At 49.2% G+C, this 17902-nt stretch carries 14 protein-coding genes and 1 riboswitch; of the genes, 4 read left to right on the top strand and 10 right to left on the bottom strand.

Features of this window, described 5'->3' with window-relative positions; translation table 11 throughout:
• Positions 1 to 158 precede the first annotated feature (158 nt).
• Positions 159 to 1250: a M48 family metallopeptidase gene (locus tag Q3886_RS02805; protein ID WP_301859647.1), complete on the top strand. Its 1092-nt coding sequence runs from the start codon at positions 159 to 161 to the stop codon at positions 1248 to 1250.
• 102 nt (positions 1251 to 1352) lie between these two features.
• On the opposite strand, the gene Q3886_RS02800 is transcribed toward Q3886_RS02805, so the two are convergent.
• From Q3886_RS02800 to cooS, 4 genes are read right to left on the bottom strand one after another with little or no spacing between them, the layout of a single operon-like run.
• Positions 1353 to 2126 (bottom strand): ABC transporter ATP-binding protein, encoded by a 774-nt coding sequence (locus Q3886_RS02800; RefSeq protein WP_301859646.1) that lies wholly within the window; start codon positions 2124 to 2126, stop codon positions 1353 to 1355.
• Positions 2126 to 2896, bottom strand: coding sequence for an ABC transporter permease (locus tag Q3886_RS02795; protein ID WP_301859645.1), 771 nt, complete (start codon positions 2894 to 2896; stop codon positions 2126 to 2128). Before Q3886_RS02795 ends, Q3886_RS02800 begins: the two co-directional genes overlap by 1 nt.
• Before the next feature lie 27 nt (positions 2897 to 2923).
• The gene (locus Q3886_RS02790; protein ID WP_301859644.1) at positions 2924 to 3862 is read right to left on the bottom strand and encodes an ABC transporter substrate-binding protein; all 939 of its coding nucleotides are present in this window, start codon (positions 3860 to 3862) and stop codon (positions 2924 to 2926) included.
• Positions 3863 to 3872: 10 nt separating this feature from the next.
• Entirely contained in the window at positions 3873 to 5930 is a 2058-nt protein-coding gene (gene cooS, locus Q3886_RS02785; RefSeq protein ID WP_301859643.1) for an anaerobic carbon-monoxide dehydrogenase catalytic subunit, read from the bottom strand.
• Positions 5931 to 6038: 108 nt separating this feature from the next.
• A riboswitch (SAM riboswitch) is annotated at positions 6039 to 6142 on the bottom strand.
• A 268-nt stretch (positions 6143 to 6410) separates the two neighbouring features.
• Between cooS and Q3886_RS02780 the strand changes: the two genes are divergently transcribed.
• A complete protein-coding gene (locus Q3886_RS02780) occupies positions 6411 to 7241 on the top strand; it encodes an NYN domain-containing protein (protein WP_301859642.1) in 831 nt (276 codons plus the stop codon).
• A 14-nt stretch (positions 7242 to 7255) separates the two neighbouring features.
• On the top strand, positions 7256 to 8353 hold the full coding sequence (locus tag Q3886_RS02775; RefSeq protein WP_301859641.1) for a hypothetical protein: 1098 nt from the start codon (positions 7256 to 7258) through the stop codon (positions 8351 to 8353).
• Positions 8354 to 8412: 59 nt separating this feature from the next.
• Here the strand turns inward: Q3886_RS02775 and gyrA are convergent, their stop codons facing one another.
• Together gyrA and Q3886_RS02765 are read right to left on the bottom strand one after the other, a co-directional pair.
• Positions 8413 to 10884, bottom strand: a complete 2472-nt coding sequence (gyrA, locus tag Q3886_RS02770; protein ID WP_301859640.1) for a DNA gyrase subunit A — start codon at positions 10882 to 10884, stop codon at positions 8413 to 8415.
• A 216-nt stretch (positions 10885 to 11100) separates the two neighbouring features.
• Positions 11101 to 12756 carry an RNA-binding domain-containing protein gene (locus Q3886_RS02765; protein WP_301859639.1) on the bottom strand — a complete coding sequence of 552 codons (1656 nt, stop codon included), beginning with the start codon at positions 12754 to 12756 and terminating at the stop codon, positions 11101 to 11103.
• Positions 12757 to 13054: 298 nt separating this feature from the next.
• On the opposite strand from Q3886_RS02765, the gene Q3886_RS02760 reads away from it, so the two are divergent.
• A complete protein-coding gene (locus tag Q3886_RS02760; RefSeq protein ID WP_301859638.1) occupies positions 13055 to 13627 on the top strand; it encodes an XRE family transcriptional regulator in 573 nt (190 codons plus the stop codon).
• 239 nt (positions 13628 to 13866) lie between these two features.
• Here the strand turns inward: Q3886_RS02760 and Q3886_RS02755 are convergent, their stop codons facing one another.
• Genes Q3886_RS02755 through Q3886_RS02740 form a run of 4 tightly spaced genes read right to left on the bottom strand, consistent with a single transcriptional unit; the run spans position 13867 to position 17654 of the window.
• Positions 13867 to 14541, bottom strand: coding sequence for a hypothetical protein (locus Q3886_RS02755; protein ID WP_301859637.1), 675 nt, complete (start codon positions 14539 to 14541; stop codon positions 13867 to 13869).
• 23 nt (positions 14542 to 14564) lie between these two features.
• Positions 14565 to 15266 (bottom strand): DUF5058 family protein, encoded by a 702-nt coding sequence (locus Q3886_RS02750; protein WP_301859636.1) that lies wholly within the window; start codon positions 15264 to 15266, stop codon positions 14565 to 14567.
• Positions 15267 to 15285: 19 nt separating this feature from the next.
• The gene (locus Q3886_RS02745; RefSeq protein WP_301859635.1) at positions 15286 to 16467 is read right to left on the bottom strand and encodes a M20/M25/M40 family metallo-hydrolase; all 1182 of its coding nucleotides are present in this window, start codon (positions 16465 to 16467) and stop codon (positions 15286 to 15288) included.
• Positions 16468 to 16502: 35 nt separating this feature from the next.
• Entirely contained in the window at positions 16503 to 17654 is a 1152-nt protein-coding gene (locus Q3886_RS02740; protein ID WP_301859634.1) for an MFS transporter, read from the bottom strand.
• Between the last annotated feature and the right edge of the window lie 248 nt (positions 17655 to 17902).

The following is a 17902-nucleotide window of genomic DNA, read 5'->3' as shown; positions in this document are numbered from 1 at the left end:
AACCCTTTTCTTTCTGTCTTTTTCTTTCTCTATTTGTTTTTCTGCCTTTTCTCTTACAGTTTCATGACAATTTGCTGTTTATTCCTTATTTTGCACAGTCCTGTGGTATACTATTATTATCATTTGTCGGTATCATTCTCTGGAAAGGAGCGTTTTCCATGTATCTTCCCGTTTCTGTAAAAAAAAGCCTGCTCGCCTTGACTGCTGCTATCACAGTAGGCACAGCAGCTGTCCCCCTTTCATCCGTACAGGCCATTGACTTCGGCACCATCGGCACCCTCATCAGTGCCGGCGCGGAATACGCCTATCTGAACAAACAGCTGAACTACCTGAACAACGAAGGGCGCGACGAATTTATGGAAGAAGTCAAAAAGCAGTACGGCGTCAACCATGACCCGGCAGCCAATGCCATGGTCGCCCGCATTATGAGCAATTTATCGGCCTCTGTCGCTGCCATAGATCCGTCGATTCGTGAAAAACCGTACAAGTATTTTGTCAACAACGATACGAGTTTCAATGCCTTTTGTACACTGGGTCATAACATGAGCGTCAACATCGGCCTCTTTCAGCCGCTGAACTACAACGAAAACGAAGTGGCCTTCGTACTGGCCCATGAAATGGGTCACGGCCAGAAAGATCACCCCATTCAGGGCTTCAAAAAATCCATCCCCTTTGACCTGCTCAGTGCCCTATATGGAGCAAACAGCAGTGCTGCCCAGCTGGGAACGGCCATTGTTTCACAGATCGGCACAGCCAATCTCGTGACGAAGCCCATGGAAAAACAGGCCGATGCCCTGGCCTTCACATATGCCACCGGCGCAGGATACAATCCCGGCGCCGGTGCGGCCTTGTGGCAGCGCATGCTCGATCAGAGCGGCAACATCAAGACCAGCGGCGTCATGGAGCTGTTCAACGATCACCCGAACAACGTCAGCCGCCGCGATACGTACAGCAAGACCCTGACCAAATGGAGCAACAACGTCGTAAAAGTAGATGCCGATACGGGCATGATTTCTCTGCACGGCAAAGACTGGTATCAGCCGGAAGACATGACGTCCATGAGCGGCAAAGAACGGGCCTATCTCATTGCCGGCAACCTGTCCGCCGTCTATCATCAGACAAAAAAACCGACAGCCCAGGTCTATGTCAACGGCAATCAGATTCTGTGCGTCGGCAATCAGCCCATTATGGATCTCCGGCCAGCCCAGGATCCGCAGAAAGTAACGGCAGACCTGAAGGCGCTGCTGTAAGGGAATACACAAAAACAGCAGGAATACCGCTGCAGCGGCGTTCCTGCTGTTTTTTTTATCCAAACCCGTTTCCGGACATATGTGTGTTCATGTAACAACTGCTTACAAGTAGTATTCCAGATTTTCTTCCGGCTTCATTTCGAAAATATTGAAGATTTTATCGCGAATAGCCAGGAAATCCGTCGCCGTCCGATTGCGGTGCGTTCCCAGCGTAATGGGCACGATTTCCTTGATATGCCCCGGATTGGGCGTCATAATGACGACGCGGTCAGCCAGAATAATGGCTTCTTCAATATCATGAGTGACGAAGATAATCGTAATATGCTGCCGTTCGGCCAGGTCATGAAGGTCGTCCTGCATCTTCATGCGCGTAATGGCGTCGAGGGCACCGAAAGGTTCATCCATGAAGAGAATTTTAGGTTCTACTGCCAGAGCACGGGCAATGGACACGCGCTGCTGCATGCCGCCAGACAGCTGAGCGGGCCGATAATTCTTGAACGCTGACAGGCCGACCATATCCAGATACGTATGGGCTGTCTTGCGGGCTTCTGCTTCAGGAACCCCTTTGGCCCACAGGCCGAGCATGACGTTCTTTTCCACAGTCTGCCAGGGCAGAAGGCCATAATTCTGGAAAATAGTGACGTATTCCGATGACGGCTTGGTAACTGGCTTATCGGCAATGACGACAGAGCCTGAATCGACCTGTTCAAACCCGGCCAGGGCATTGAGAAGCGTCGTTTTGCCGCATCCCGACGGGCCGAGGAGGCAGATAAATTCGCCTTTGTCTACGGACAGGGACACATCGTGCAGCGCCGTAAAGACCTTGCCTTCCGTCTTATAGGTTTTCGATACATGATTTACTTCAATAAAGGCCATCAGCTCCGCCTCCCTTCGGTAATGCCCAGACCCCAGACTCGTCTGGCTTCTTCTTCAAAGACGCGGATAATCTGGTCCAGAATCAGGCCCAGCAGGCCAATGACGACGATGGCTGCCAGGAGCATGTCAGCCTGCAGGTTATTGCGGGCATCGACGATGAGATAGCCCAGTCCCGACTGGGTACCGGCCATTTCCCCGGCAACCAGGAAGATCCAGGCCGTACCGACGGCAATGTGCAGACCGCTGGCAATAGCCGGAAAGACGGCGGGAAAGACGATATGCAGCAGCGTCTGCCGGCGGTTGAGGCCAAAATTCTGCGCCACTTTTAAATAGACCGGCGCAATATGGACGACGGCGCTGACCGTTGTCAGCAGGGCCGGGAAAAAGGCGGCCAGGAAAATAATGGCAATGGCCGGTGCGTCACCAATACCGACCCACAGGACGATAAAAGGCAGCCATGCTACAGGCGAAATAGGCCGCAGGAACTGCACGACCGGATTGACATAGTGCCATACAGCCGGAAACCAGCCCAGGCACAGGCCCAGCAAAACGGCCAGGACCGAGGCCAGGATATAGCCAATAAAAAAGCGGTACATACTGGCGCCGACGTCCAGAAGCAGTGCTCCTGAAGCAGCCCGCTTCACCAGAGCCGCAGCGACAGCTGCCGGCGGCGGCAGAAGGCTGGGCGGAAACCAGGCCGCCATGGTGACGGCCTGCCACAGGGCCAGCAAAATGCCAAATGATATTACTAAGGTATAGACTTTTTTCATAGATACGCCCCTTTCACGACGACGTCCTTACGGCTTGACAAAATCTGCATACGACGGTGGATTCTGCGTCAGATGGAACTGTTTCATCTTATCGGTCAGATTCTGGTACGCTTCCGGCGTAACGTCCAGATGGTCAAAGGAAATCCATTCCATAGACAGCCGGCTGACCTGTTCGTTCTGATTCAAATAGGTATGGGCAATGTTGACGGCTTCCTCTTTGGTCAGCGTATGACCTGCTTCACGGAAGGCCTTTTCAAAAGCCTGTACAGCTTCCTGTTTCTGCGCCGTCGCTTCTGTATTGAAGACCAGGCCGCAGCAAATAGAATCTTTCCACAGATCCTGCGAAGTGGCAAAGACATGGCCAATGCCGGCTTCCACAGCTTTGGCGCCAAAGGGTTCAGCTACGCAGTACCCGTCGATCTGGCCGCTTTTCAGGGCTGCCGGCATTTCAGCCGGTGCCATTTCGACAATAGTTACATCATCCGGTGTGAGACCATTATTGGCCAGCAGCTGCTGTACCAGAATATTATGGGACGACTGAGGGCTGGGGATGGCAAAGGTTTTCCCCCGCAGCTGCGACGGCTCTGTAATGGCATTGGATGTAATGACTACGTTGCCGTCATGATGGCCCAGGGCCACGAGCTGCAGCGGCAGACCCTGTTCCCGGCTCTTCATGGCCATTTCAATCAGTACAGCTGCACCGTCGACGCGTCCCGTATTCAGAGCATCCATGAGCTCACTCCAGCCGCCGTATTTGACCAGTTCTACATGGACCTTGCCCTGCGATTCCAGGAGTTCCTTGGTTTTAAACAGCGAAATAGAATGAGTAATAGGCAAATAGGCAATTTTAATAGTCTGCACATCTGCCGAAGCAGCCCGATAGGACTGGTCATACTTGTAGAATCCGGCACTGCCAATAAGCAGCAAAAGCGCTAAAACAGCAGCAATGAGTTTGTATCGGTGCATAGGTCCTCCTTTATTCTCCTTCACTCCAGCCCAGGCGCCGTCTCTTTTCTTTCAAGTCGGCAATAATCTGCTGTACCAGGGCTTTATGATCGACGTTGACGATCATTTCCGAGCCTAACAGCGGCTTCGTGCCATGGGCCATAAATTCAGATACGGCCTTGGACCCCTGCACAGGCGCATAGACGCAGTGGTACGAATTCATGCCCAGCAGACGGAAGGCCAGGGCGGCGCAGATGCCTTTTTCATTGGACCATTCCGGGCTGATAAAGGCAAAGGGCAGATCCTTAATGGCCTGTCCCAGCTGACCGGCAAGGTTGCTGAAAATAGCCGATGCCCGGGCATTGTCCAGACATTCGCCCATAGGCCATACAGGGGGCACATCTTTCAGGTATTCCCGCAGGCTCCGGCCCGTCTGATCCAGGGCCTTCAGAGAACAGTAGCCCAGCTTCATGAGCGGGAACGACGCACAGCCGTTGGTCATAATAAAGATGTTGTGCTTAATCAGTTCTTCTGCTACTTCGGCAACGGCTTTTTCATAGACAATACGGGGATTGCTGCAGCCGACGAGGTTGACGACGCCAAGAATCTTGCCGTCTTTCAAAGCCTGGGCAAAGTTGTCAAAGCCAAAGTGAGCGTTCAGAAATTCAGCGGAAAAGCCGACTTCTGTTTCCACTTCGTACTGCGGAATGAAGACAGGCACGTCGCGGCGGTCGGCAAAGCTTTCGATGCCCCGTTCGACGATTTTTTTGGCAATGTCGTGAATTTCATTCAAATTGGAATGGGTATGGTCAAAGCCGTAGTGTTCCGCACCGGGCAGGCGGGCCGAATCGCTGGTCGTCACGACAGTGGTGCGGAAACACCGGGCCACATCCATAATGGACGGGAACACGTCCTGCACGTCGGCAACCCACAAATCAAGGGCGCCAGTACCCAGTACCAGTTCAGCACCAACGGCGTTGGACAAGGGGATAACACCGCCGTAGCGGTACATGGCCGACAGGCCGGAGCAGCAGATGCCGTAGAACTGAATGCCCTTGGCACCGGCATCAATGGCTTTCTGCTGGTATTCCTGAGACTGGCCAATGCGCACGATTTCACTGACCAGCAGCGGCGAGTGTCCGTGAACGGCAATATTGACATAGCCCTTTTTAAGAGCACCCAGATTCATCATGGACTTGCTGCGGTGCGGCAGGCCGAAGAGGCTGTCCATGGCAATGGAGCTGCCCAGGCAGCTCGTCCAGGCAAAGGCTACGCCGGTGCGTAGGAACTGCTTCATAATATTCCGCCAGTCCCCGTCCGTGCCGGTCGACGTACGATGCAGGCTTTCAAACACTTCATGATATACGCTGATGGGCAGGATATCCAGGGCTTTCCAGACCCGTTTCCGTTCGCCCGGCGCAAAGGCATTGAGCGTGCGGTGCGGTGCCGGCACAGTACGGGACAAATCGTCCAGCAGAATATCAGCTACTTCTACAGCCAGCTGGCCCAGAGTCTTGCCTTCCGTGTCAATGCCGTAAGATTTACAGACTGCATAGATTTTATCCTTCCCGTCAATGGGCAGGTCCAGCGTACCTTCACCGGCCCGTTTCAAAGCCAGCATGCTTTCCCGGCCTCGGGCACCGTGGGCAGCTGCACCGGCAGCAACGGCACGCAGCATATTACGGGCTACAATGACATCGGCATCGGCGCCGCACACGCCGCGCGGCGATTTTTTCGTAATCTTGCAGGGCCCCATATAACAGTTCTTACAGCAAATACCGGCCAGACCAAAGGTACACTGCGGCTGCTGGCGGTCAAAGCGGTCAAACACCGTTTCTACGCCCATGTCCTGCATGTGGAGCAGCATTTCCCGCACAGCCGGGTCCGGCGTCTGAGCAATGACGGTTTCCTTATTCGGGAAGGTCTTGCGGTACGCCGTTACAGCTTCGATATAGTCGTGAAAATCTTCCCCGTGATGATGGTGATGATCATGATCTCCGTCATGGTGGTGATGATGGTGGTCATGATCGTGCGTACACCCGTTGAGCCAGGCTTCCAAATCATGCGACATGTGTTTTTCTTCTGACATAGTAATATCCCCCTCTGCGCGCCATGGCGCACTATCCTAGAAATAAAAAAGGAGGCGTCTCCAGATGACGTCTCCTGCTTGCAAGCATTACTCTTCCCTGCGGAATGAGTTTCATCTGTCAGATACTAATATCTGCTGGAATTGGCACCGTTCCCTGCCGGGAGGTTGCCGCAGCGTCATGGGGCCAGTCCCTCAGCTGCTCTGGATGAATTTGTCTGGTATTCGGTTATGGCAATATAGTCTCGTCACACCGCTATGATGCAACGCAACAGATGATGGTCATTTTTAAGTTCTCCTGTATATGCAAAAGGCGACACTGTCATTGTCACCGGTCAGGTACATTTGATATTGACTAATATACTACGACATAACGACAACCTTGTCAAGTTTTATCAAGATAAAAAATATGTAAACGAACGAAGTCCCTATCTATGCATTTGAGTAGGCAAATGATACAATACAGTACAGGAGGATTAGATTATGAATCATGAAATGAAACTGGCCGTCGTCATTGATGCGGAAAATATTTCCAACAAGTACATTGACGTGATCCTGTCGGAAGCGAACAATTTGGGCGACGTCATTTACAAACGTATTTACGGCAACTGGACGACGCCGCAAATGGCTTCATGGCGCAATACCATTCTGGACAATGCCATTCAGCCCATTCAGCAGTACAGCAACACGATCGGCAAAAATTCGTCAGACTCGGCCCTGATCATCGACACGATGGACCTGCTCTATCAGAGCAATATTGACGGGTTCTGCATCGTCTCATCAGACAGCGATTTTACCCGCCTGGCATCGCGCCTGCGGGAATCGCAGAAGTATGTCCTCGGCATGGGCGAAAGCAAGACGCCTCGCTCCTTTATTTCGGCGTGCAATAAGTTTCTCTACCTGGACGTCCTGCTGGAAGAAGCAGCACAGGAATCGACGCAGCAGAAACCGTCGTCGCCGCAGGATATGTCTTCCTCTCATCCCGTATACCGCTGGGACGGTGAAAAAACGCCGGGCAAGGATTTTCAGACGATTAAACAAGCTGTTATCAAGCTGACTGAAGAAAACTCTGATGACAATGGCTGGATTTTCTCCGGAACCCTGGGAAATCTGCTGAGCAAACAGTTTTCCGATTTTGACGTGCGCAATTTTGGCTTCAAAAAATTCGTTCCCTTCATTGAATCGCTGAAGCTGTTTGAAGTTGCCACGTATACGGATGAAAAAAATACGACTGTCAAGCACAACTATTTCCGCCTCAAAAAGCTGCCCAACCGCACGATCCGGCAGCTTCCCAGTCATAAATCATACCGGTAAAGGATTTTCTGCCCATGCATGATGAAGAAACGATACAAAAAGCGCGCGAATCGCTGGCCCAGCGCAAACCGAATGGGGCTATTGCGATTGCCGCAGATTTGGCAAACGACGATCTCAACAGCATATGCCGCATTTCCCTGGCCTGGATCAGCAACGGCAGCGTACACGGCCTGTCCTATATGGTCAAGCCGCCGGGACATGACTTTACAGCCCGGACTGTAACAGCCGACATGGTAGCAGACAGCCTGTCCTTTGCCGATACGTGGGAGCAGTACCTCCGACCACTCCTGGACAATCAGGTACTGGCTGCCTATCGGTCAGAACAGCTGTTTCTGGCTATCAAGGCCAGTTACGAAGCCTCATGCAGCGAGTCTTTTACCATTCAGGACCTGTACATCCGGGATCTTAAATTTCTCGCCAGTACGTACATTGCCGATCTGGGAAATGATTCGTTTATCTCTATTATGCATTACATGAAAATTTCCGTCGATCTGGACAATTCCCTGAGCCGGGCCATGGGCTGTGCCTGCGGCATTGACTGGCTGGAGCGCCTCTATCCCGTCAGCAGCTACGGCATTCCCTTATCGGCAATCATGGCCGGTGCACTCCGTCAGCCCGATCCGGAATCAGAACTGCAGCGTCATGAAGAAGACTCCAGAAAATATAAGAAGCTCCAGTATTATACAAAAATACTGTTCATGCCTTTTCTCATTCTCTGTATTCTGCTCACTGCCTATTACCTGCACCGCTACGAAGAAACGCAGAAGACTCAGGTCGATTTTGCCAACTATTCACCTACTGAGGTTCCTCGGCCGGAGGAGTCCCCAGGGCCGGCGGGAATCGCTGACGCAGAAGGACACTATCTGATGCTGCGTGGAACCTACGTTATTCCCGACAAAGAAACGATTCCGGAGTTTCTTCATGCGGTCCAGAACCAGGAAATGGAAAAAATCCGCGCCATGGTACGGGAAAACAAGGTCATCGTCTTCGCCAATCCTGTCCGGATCAAAGAAGAAGGCCATGAAGAAGGACGGTTTATTGCAGTAAAAATTCTGGAAGGCGAATATGCCGGCGTCACCGGCTATGCGCCGCGGGAAATGATTACCCGATAAACAGCATAAAAATACGTCAGGACTGCCGCCCTGACGTATTTTTATATATGCACACTATCTTATTTTTTAAACAACCCGCCTTGTGGTTCGTCGTCTTCGCCTTCGATGGTAATCGTATCGAGAGCAGCCACTTTATCGTCGCCTTCCAGCTTCTGAATTTTGACACCAGACGTGTTGCGGCCTTTTTTAATGCCAATACTTTCGATATCCGTGCGGATAACGATGCCTTTCGTCGTAATGACGAGCAGTTCCTGATCTTCGTGAACGACTTCTACACCGACAATATCGCCGGTCTTGGGAGTGATCTTAAAATTCTTCACGCCTTTGCCGCCGCGGAGCTGAATCTTGTAGGCATCCATATTGTTGCGCTTGCCAAAGCCTTCTTCACTCACAGTCAGGACCTGGCAGTCCGGTTCCAGCACGTCTGCACCGATGACGCTGTCTCCTTCGGCCAGGGAAATACCGCGAACGCCGCGGGTATTGCGCCCCATAGGCCGGACGTCGCTTTCACTGAAGCAGATGGCCATGCCCAGCTTCGTAGCCAGAATAATCGTCTGATCCCCTTTGGTCAGGCGAACTTTGGCCAGATGATCTCCTTCCATGAGAGAAATAGCAATCAGGCCGTTGCGGCGGACATTTTTAAATTCTCCCAGTTCCGTCTTCTTGACCAGACCTTTTTCCGTTGCCATAAACAGGTTCATCGTCGGATCAGCCTGATCCAGGTCGATAAGGGCATTTACCTTTTCCCCTTTAGCCAGCGGCAGGATATTGATCGTAGCAATGCCCTTGGAATTGCGGCTGTTGGCTTCGGGAATTTCGTAGGCCTTCAGGCGGTATACGCGGCCGAAATTGGTGAAAAACAGCACCGTATGCAGAGACGACGTATACAGCAGGTGGTTAACTGCGTCTTCGTCCTTCGTACCCATGCCTTTAATGCCGCGGCCGCCTTTATTCTGCGTATGGTATACGTTGGCGTTAATGCGTTTGACATAGCCCCGCCGCGTCAGCGTCAGCACCATCCGTTCGTCGGGAATCATGTCTTCTACGGCAAAATCAGCTGCATCAGCGACGATCTGCGTCCGCCGTTCGTCAGCAAATTTTTTCTTGGCATCGAGAAGCTCTGTTTTGACAATTTCCATGACCTTGTGTTCATCCGCCAGGACGCTGCGCAAATAGGCAATGCGTTCTTCCAGTTCCTTGTATTCCTGTTCAATTTTTTCCCGTTCCAGTCCGGTCAGGCGGCGGAGACGCATGTCGAGGATAGCAACAGCCTGCTTTTCGCTCAGGCCGAACTTGCTCATAAGGGACGTCTTGGCAATTTCATCAGTCGCCGATTCCCGAATGGTCTTGATGACTTCATCAATATGATCGAGGGCAATGAGCAGGCCTTCTAAAATATGCGCACGGGCCAGAGCCTTATCGAGTTCGAATTTGCAGCGCCGCGTAATGACGTTCTTCTGGTGGTCCAAATAGAGTGACAGTACTTCTTTCAAGGTCAGCACGCGGGGATGGCCGTCGACGAGGGCCAGCATGATGACGCCGAACGTTTCCTGCAGCTGTGTATGTTTATACAGTTTGTTCAGTACAATGTCCGGATTGACATCGGCCCGCAGTTCGATGACAATGCGCATGCCCTTGCGGTCTGATTCATCGCGCAGAGCCGTAATACCGTCGAGTTCACGGTTACGGGACAGTTCGGCAATGGATTCAATGACCCGGGCCTTATTGACCTGATAGGGAATTTCCGTTACGACAATGCGGTTTTTCCCTTTATTCATCGGTTCGATAGTCGCACAGGAACGCATCTTAATGCTTCCCCGGCCGGTAGAATAGGCTTTTAAAATTCCGTCACGGCCCATAATCTTCGCGCCTGTCGGGAAATCAGGACCTTTGATTTTGGTCATAATTTCTTCCAGACTGGCTTCAGGGTTATCGATGAGCAGAACACAGCCGTCGACGACTTCGCCTAAATTATGGGGCGGAACATTCGTCGCCATGCCGACGGCAATCCCAGCGGAACCATTGACCAGCAAGTTTGGGATTTTCGACGGCAAGACGACCGGTTCCTGCAGGGAGCCGTCGTAGTTGGGCATGAAATCGACAGTATTCTTGTCAATGTCTTCCAGCATTTCACCGGTAATCCGCGCCATACGGACTTCCGTATACCGCATGGCTGCTGCCGAGTCCCCATCGACAGAGCCAAAGTTCCCATGACCGTCAACGAGGGGATAGCGCGTAGAAAAATCCTGAGCCAGACGGACTGTGGCATCATATACAGAGCTGTCGCCGTGGGGATGATACTTACCAAGAACTTCCCCGACAATACGGGCTGATTTTTTATACGGTTTGTTCGGCGTCATGCCGGCTTCATGCATGGCGTACAAAATACGGCGGTGAACAGGTTTGAGCCCGTCCCGCACGTCTGGCAGGGCGCGCGTAATGATAACACTCATGGCGTAATCAATATACGACGTCTGCATTTCGTTTTCCAGGCAAACTGGCAAAACTTTATGAGATTGTTGTTCGTCCACAATGTCACCTCAAGCTATTTTGATAAACGATGGAATATATCGCTGTACACTGACCCGCCGCTCCCTTACAATACCGGAACGACAAGGGCATCTGTTCTATTATACCAAAAATCGGGCAAAATAGATAGTTTCAGCTTTCTTGGATAGAAGTTCTCCGTTCTCCACACAATCAAAATTCATTTTCTATACATAGTGCCCGTTCAAAAAATACCTTACTTACGACTCTTTATTTTTCAGTATGTATTTTGCTTTCTTAGTACGACCTATTTTTTCTATTCGTCCAATTTCACACAGCTTCTTTAATAAACGATATGCCTGCATAGGCGAAACATGCAGTAATTCGCTAGTCTCAATACGTGAAATACTACCTTGTGTCTGGATATATTTCATAATCATTTCGGGATAACGAATTCGATCAATATCCGCTTGTCTAACATATGTTAAAGAGGCATCCGTTCTTTTATATACACTAGCACTTAACATATACATACGGCCTCGTCCCTGCCCAATTGCTTCTACAAAACCACGATCAATCAGAAAATGGACCGCACTTTTAACACGGCTCTCTGTAAAATTCATATGCTCTGCTAGTGCTGACATCGTCAACCGACGATGTATACGTAAAATGGATAAAACGAGAAGCGCTTGTATAGAAAATGAAATTCCTGTCCTACTTTGCTCATCCCGTATCATTTTTGCAAAGGGTATATCTGGCAAAGCGCGGGGGATAAACACTTGTACCCCATATTCATTAGACTCTGAATAATCAGGAAGAGGGCGCCCATATATAATAGAACCTGTAAAAATCTGGTCAATCCCCCGTCCTGTCCGCTCTGCCAATCCAATACGCTTTAATGCATCTGCCAGTACAGGATTCCTGCCGCGTGGTTCCACAGAAAGCAAATTTTTCAACGTTACACCAGCAATAAATCCCCCAGGATTACTAATGGTTAATCCCTCTTCATTAATAAGTATGCGGGTCATGCCCAACATATAATAATCCCGGTGACAAAAAGCATTAACTAAGGCTTCTCGAAAGGCCAGCTGATCAAATTCAGGAATTGGAATCCGAAAAAGCCCATCAACGATTTCTTTCTCTGGATTCCATGGTACTAACAACGTAAGAAAATATTCAAATGTAGCCAACATAGGTTTTCGAACTTGTTCGTTAACCCGAATAGTATTGCCTTTCATTACTTGGAAGGCATATTGTGCCGCTGGAATCAGCTCCGCTATTTTTTCTTCTTTTCCAATAAGCAACATTCCAGCTAATGTTGGAACTAGGGCATTATCTATATACGTCACTAAGTGAAGAGCCTTGCATAAATCTTCGTCATTCAATTGCAATAATGCCTGTTCCCCTCGTTGCTTAATAATAAGCTGGCGCAGACGAACTATCTCATTCGAATCAAAGTCTTCCAATACGGCACCTGCTAAAGGCTGGGCTGACATATCATACATTCCTAATTCAGATAATCTGCTGCTGATTTCATACGGATACATAGGAAGATTTTCCGGATCGCCCTTACTATTTAGCCGTCGGCGCAATATCTTTCCACTTCGGGTTGCAACAATCGCATAACTGCGAGGAATCTCAAATTTTAAAACGGGAGGATTCTGTTCGTCGCAGAGGATCTCTGCACGAACAGATACAGGCGGAACGGTCCTGTCAGCAATTAAAGCAGTCATATGCATAGGTTGTTTATGATTGGGATGTACACCTGTAACATCTCCATTATCTTCTATTCCTAAATATAACGTTCCTCCTTCAGCATTTGCCATCCCTACAACCGCATCAATCAATACATTCTCTGATAAACATTTACGATCACTTTTAAATTCAATGGTCATTGTTTCTTTAGATGGAAACATAATCATAATTGGGAGAAATATGCTGTTCCTCCCTTTCCCCTTTCTATAAAGCACGGACTTATACTATTTTAAATAACATAACTATTATATCATTAATTATTGCATGTCACAATTAATTATTGCATGTAATAATTAATTGTGACATGCAATAATTCACTATCAATGACGTTCCTTCTTATTCACAATTGGTCATCTAACGTTTTTTTCGCAATTATGTTATACTGACTGAGCCGTTCCTTGACGAATATGGTCAAGGCGATATAAAATGAATATATAAAATTCTTAGGAGTACACTTGTATGACGAATCCAATCATTGCAACGGAAGATCCGGCCAAGGATATTGGGAAAATCCTTAAAAAGATCCGTTTTGACCGGGAACTGACGTTAGACAACGTATCCATGCTGACTGGCGTCAGCAAAACCATGCTGGGACAAATTGAGCGCGGCGTCTCAGTGCCGACGATTTCCGTATTGTGGAAAATCGCCAAGGGCCTGCAGATTTCCCTGTCTTCTCTGCTGAATGAACCGACGCAGCAATATCAGGCTGTACAGATTCTCACCGATATTCAGCCCGTCTGCGATGAAGATAATAAAATGCTGCTGTATAATATTTTTCCCTTCAATCCTCTCAGCGGCTTTGAATACTTCTACATTATTCTCAAGCCCGGCGCCTCGCATCATTCAGATGCCCATCGCAGCGCTACGGAAGAATATGTCATTGTCACCGAAGGGACGCTGACCTTGCAGGTAGAAGAGCAAACCTTCACCCTGCAGGCGCCGGCAAAAATCAATTTCCGCGCCAATGTCGCTCACTCTTATACCAACCAAACAGATAAACCCGTCATTTTCCAGAATATTATGAAATACTAAACACTCGTTCCAACAGCCATCCTGTACTGTTGGAACGAGTGTTTTTTACGCTTCTCTATTATGTACCATCACGGGCATCTACATGCAGACGCCGCTCTACTATACCGCTACACCGATCAGATACTCTGTTATGTTGTACACTAAAAGCAGGTATGATTGGAAATTGCCTGCACCATATCACCAACACACACCATCTGTGCCCGTATTATACGCAACAAAAATCGTATTCGTCAGATCGATTACATCGCTTTTTTACTGGCTTTTACAAAATAATACCGGGCAATGAGAATCCCCATGGCAATGATGACGATATTCAGAATCCAGCCCGGCAGATGGGCTGTCTGCCAGAGATAGGATATGACGACGGCGCCAATGATTGTCCACGCTCCCATGCCGAGATTCTTACAGGCCAGCTGTACATAGACAGCACCAAAAACCGAAGTCAGGACATACTTGAAAGAGCTGGTAACAAAGGGCGGCAATATTTCCAGAATGCTCTGTCCCAACAGAACAAAAATTGTAACAATCGTAACGGATGTAAAAACTGTACCGGCAATGCCAATCGTCGAGATAACATCTCCTTCAGGCGTACTTGCTTCAACACCAGCGGCTTTCTGAGCCATGGCAACGCCGGGACAGCGAATATCGGCATTACTGCCGGCAATCCAGCCAATGTATTCGCCGCTGGGGCCAAGCAAACTGAAGTACGTAATAGGCTGAATAATCCAGGAAATCCCAAAGGTAACGGCACAAACCGTCCAGACTTTAACAATATCCGGCAATGGGGGAATCAGGCCATACGCCAGATACAGGTATAAGGCCGGCGCAAAATTAGCGATAATCCCGCCGATCATGACAGCTGAGCCAATGCGAATGGCACGCTGATTGTAGGTCAATCCGTCTCCACCTAACATAATATATCCTCCTCACAGTTGTATCATCCAAAAATAGCTGTCGTCACAAACATGCCGATGAGCATGGAAATCCCCAGGGCCACCTCCTGCAGTCTGGCATGACTGGCAAAAATACGGGATATGGCCAGCATGCTGACAGCCGATACGGCAGTAGCACACCATAATCCAGGCTTCAGAGAAACGAGCTGAACCGATGTCAGGTACGCAAACAGGCCAACAGTAGCACCAGACAGCATCAGTTTGATCCAGGCCGGATTATATTTGCGGTTCAGCGCCGCCACATACTTACTCATACCCGGCGTCAGCAGCAGGGTAACAAACATCCAGCCGAAGTTATTCAGTGCCATGCCCCATACGCCGTACATAAATCCCTGGAGGCCAAAATCAGGAGACTGCGGATCCAGGCCAATCACTTTAGCAGCCAGTGCGATGACGGCAATCTCCGTTCTTGCTGCACCGACGTCATTCATGCGCATCCATGTCGTCGGTGCGCCAATGACAGCGATCAGCGCAAAGGCTATGATGACAGGAGACAGGGACGGACCAATAGCGGTAATCATGGCCGAACGCAGGCCAGCAATGCACCGTTTGCGTTCCAGGCCAATTTTATCGGCTTCTGATAAAGCCAGTTTGACATAAATTCCGGCAGAAACCAGCAGGACAATAATCATCAAACTGGAGACAGCCCATAATCCCGGACTGTTAATAATGCTGTTGTAATCCATACTATCTCTCCTTTACCGCTTAAAACTGCAGTTCATTCGAATCGAGAACGGCTGCCGCATACCAGGCAACGCGTTCATACAGCGATGCAACGACACCATATTCCCGCAGTGTATGATTCCATTCGCCGCGGATACCGCAGGAGCACAGGACAGGGATCCCAGCCAGCTGAATATACGTAGCATCCGAGCATCCGCCAACCTGAGCCGGTGATGTTTCCGGAAGGCCGTACGTTTCAGCCGTCTTTTTCATAAAGTCGAACAGTTTCATTATCGCATCATCTGTTTCAAAAGGCGTAAACAAGTTTAATTCTTTAAAAGTACACGTCGTGCCTTCAACATAGTTCTTGGCACAGATTTCTGCAACGGCCTTGCGGATACGTTCGAGTTCGCTCATAGATTTAAAACGAATATCCAATGAACACATGCACTCTGCCGGTACGGCATTAGGAATGGTACCGCCTTTAATGACACCTGTATTTACAGTCGTCTCTTTGTCCAGATCTGTCAGGGCCTGGAAATCCAATACTTTGTGAGCCATTTCTTCAATAGAGCTGATGCCTGCCAGAAAATCGGCGCCGGCATGAGCAGATTTTCCTGTAACAAAGACATCGATGCCGAGGCGTCCTTTCCGGCCTACGGCCAGAGCATTATTCAGAAGGCCCGTTTCCATATTCAGCGCAAACAGGCAGCCTGTCGAATGAGTGCGAATAAAATTGGCCGTATCCGTATAACAGTGCAGCCCTTCTTCATCGGGAGCAAAAAGGATTTTCAGAGGCCTGTCCGTATAGCCAACGGCATTCAGTGCCTTGACGACATACAGGGAAATCAAGATACCACCTTTCATATCCAGCACACCAGGGCCATAGGCCTTACCATCTTCAATACGGAACGGATTATCCGGATAGAGATCCGAAGCCAGTGCCGTATCCATGTGACCGCTGAATAATATTGCCTTTCCCGGCCGGTCCGCTCCCAGTGTGCCCATCAAGACCCGACCAGCCCGTGGATCCATGTCAATTAACTCACAGGAAAATCCTTCGGCTTCAAATTCGTTTTTCAGCCATTCTCCCACAGCCTTGACGTCCTCAGCATCGCGCCAGAAATCTTTCAAGTTAATAAGCTCTTCATATTTCGCAAGCATTTCTTTCCGATGATCTTCAATATACGCCTTTACCATGTCCATCCGTTCGTTGTTCATCATACATACCTCCCTGTTATACTACTGTTTATACATATTTAAAGTAATGCTTCCTGCCTTCTTCTGCCAATGCTCAAACTAGCGATTGCCGAACAGCAGGCAGCAATAATCAGAAAAACAAATACAGCGTTATAAGAGCCGTTAAAAGCAGTAATGATAAAGCCGATGAGGGCTGGCGAAATAAATCCAGCTGCCTGTCCGCCCAGATTGATCAGTCCGACTGCAGAACCGGCCACGGACTGAGGCAGTAATTTAAGGGGCAGTGCCAGCACGCATCCCAAGACGAAAGATTTGAAAAAATATACGAGACACTGAAAAGCAATGACCTGGGAAATGACTTCGGCATGATACATAAAATACAGGAACACTGCAGTCAATACAGCACAGCCGGCCAGTAAATAAGTCTCTTTCTTGTCAAAAAAATGTTCCATCACATAGCCGCTGACAGCTGTAGATATACCAGCAGCAATAAATGGCAGCGGGGTCAGCATGCCGACGGCTTTCAGATCCAGATGCCGTACAGTCAGCAAATACGTGGGCATCCAGGAATCGAGTCCTTTGTTGATCAGGCTCAGTGCAAACCAGGCAATGAGCAGTTTCCACAGAATCGGCAGGCCAATAACACTTCGCACATCAATCTTCTTTTTCTGCGCTTCCGGATGTTCGTTTTCCTGGACCTGCTGAATCCGGAGCCAGTAAAAAAATACATAGGCAAAGCCAAAGACGCCAAGTACATGAAACATGCCTCGCCATCCCAGGAACAGCATGAGCGGCACGACGATAAGTGGAGCTACCGCACTGCCTACATAGTTGGAAGATACGAGGACACCTGCCATCTTGGCCCGTTCATTTCGAGGAAAGTATTCGGCAATGCCCCGAAATGAAGCCGGCGGAAACGATCCTTCTCCCAGACCAAATAAAAAACGTACAATGAGCAACGCTGTCAATGAATACGTAAATCCCGTAGCCAGTGTAAAGATCGACCAAAAGGACAGGGACAGCATGATAACCTTTTTAGAGCCAATGCGGTCAGCAATATAGCCGCCTGGCAGCTGCATCAGCGTATACCCGATAAAGAAAGCACTGAGTACAATCCCCAGCGTCGCCGGTGACAATTCGAATTCCTGACCGATGGCACTTAAGGACAGATTAATTGCTGTCCGGTCGATGTAAGCAACGCAAAATCCCATGTATAGCATGAACAACGACCAATATTTGTTGGTCGTCTGAAAACGTGACAACCCCTTCATATGAGTTCCCCTCCCTGTATCTACATCCATGTAGTCAATACTTGTTCTGTTAACAAATATATTTCAATGCAAGAGGCGCCTCATTACAGATTGAAATCACATTTCCAATCATTACGGTTCTATTCAACAATTTAATAGCAGTGTATATCAAGAGGTAATATTATACATACTCCACGACTGCAATGAAC

This window comes from uncultured Megasphaera sp., assembly GCF_958350005.1.
Taxonomy (GTDB): domain Bacteria; phylum Bacillota; class Negativicutes; order Veillonellales; family Megasphaeraceae; genus Megasphaera.
The sequence above is the reverse complement of the archived record's forward strand: the minus strand, read 5'-3'. Positions and strand labels throughout refer to the sequence as shown.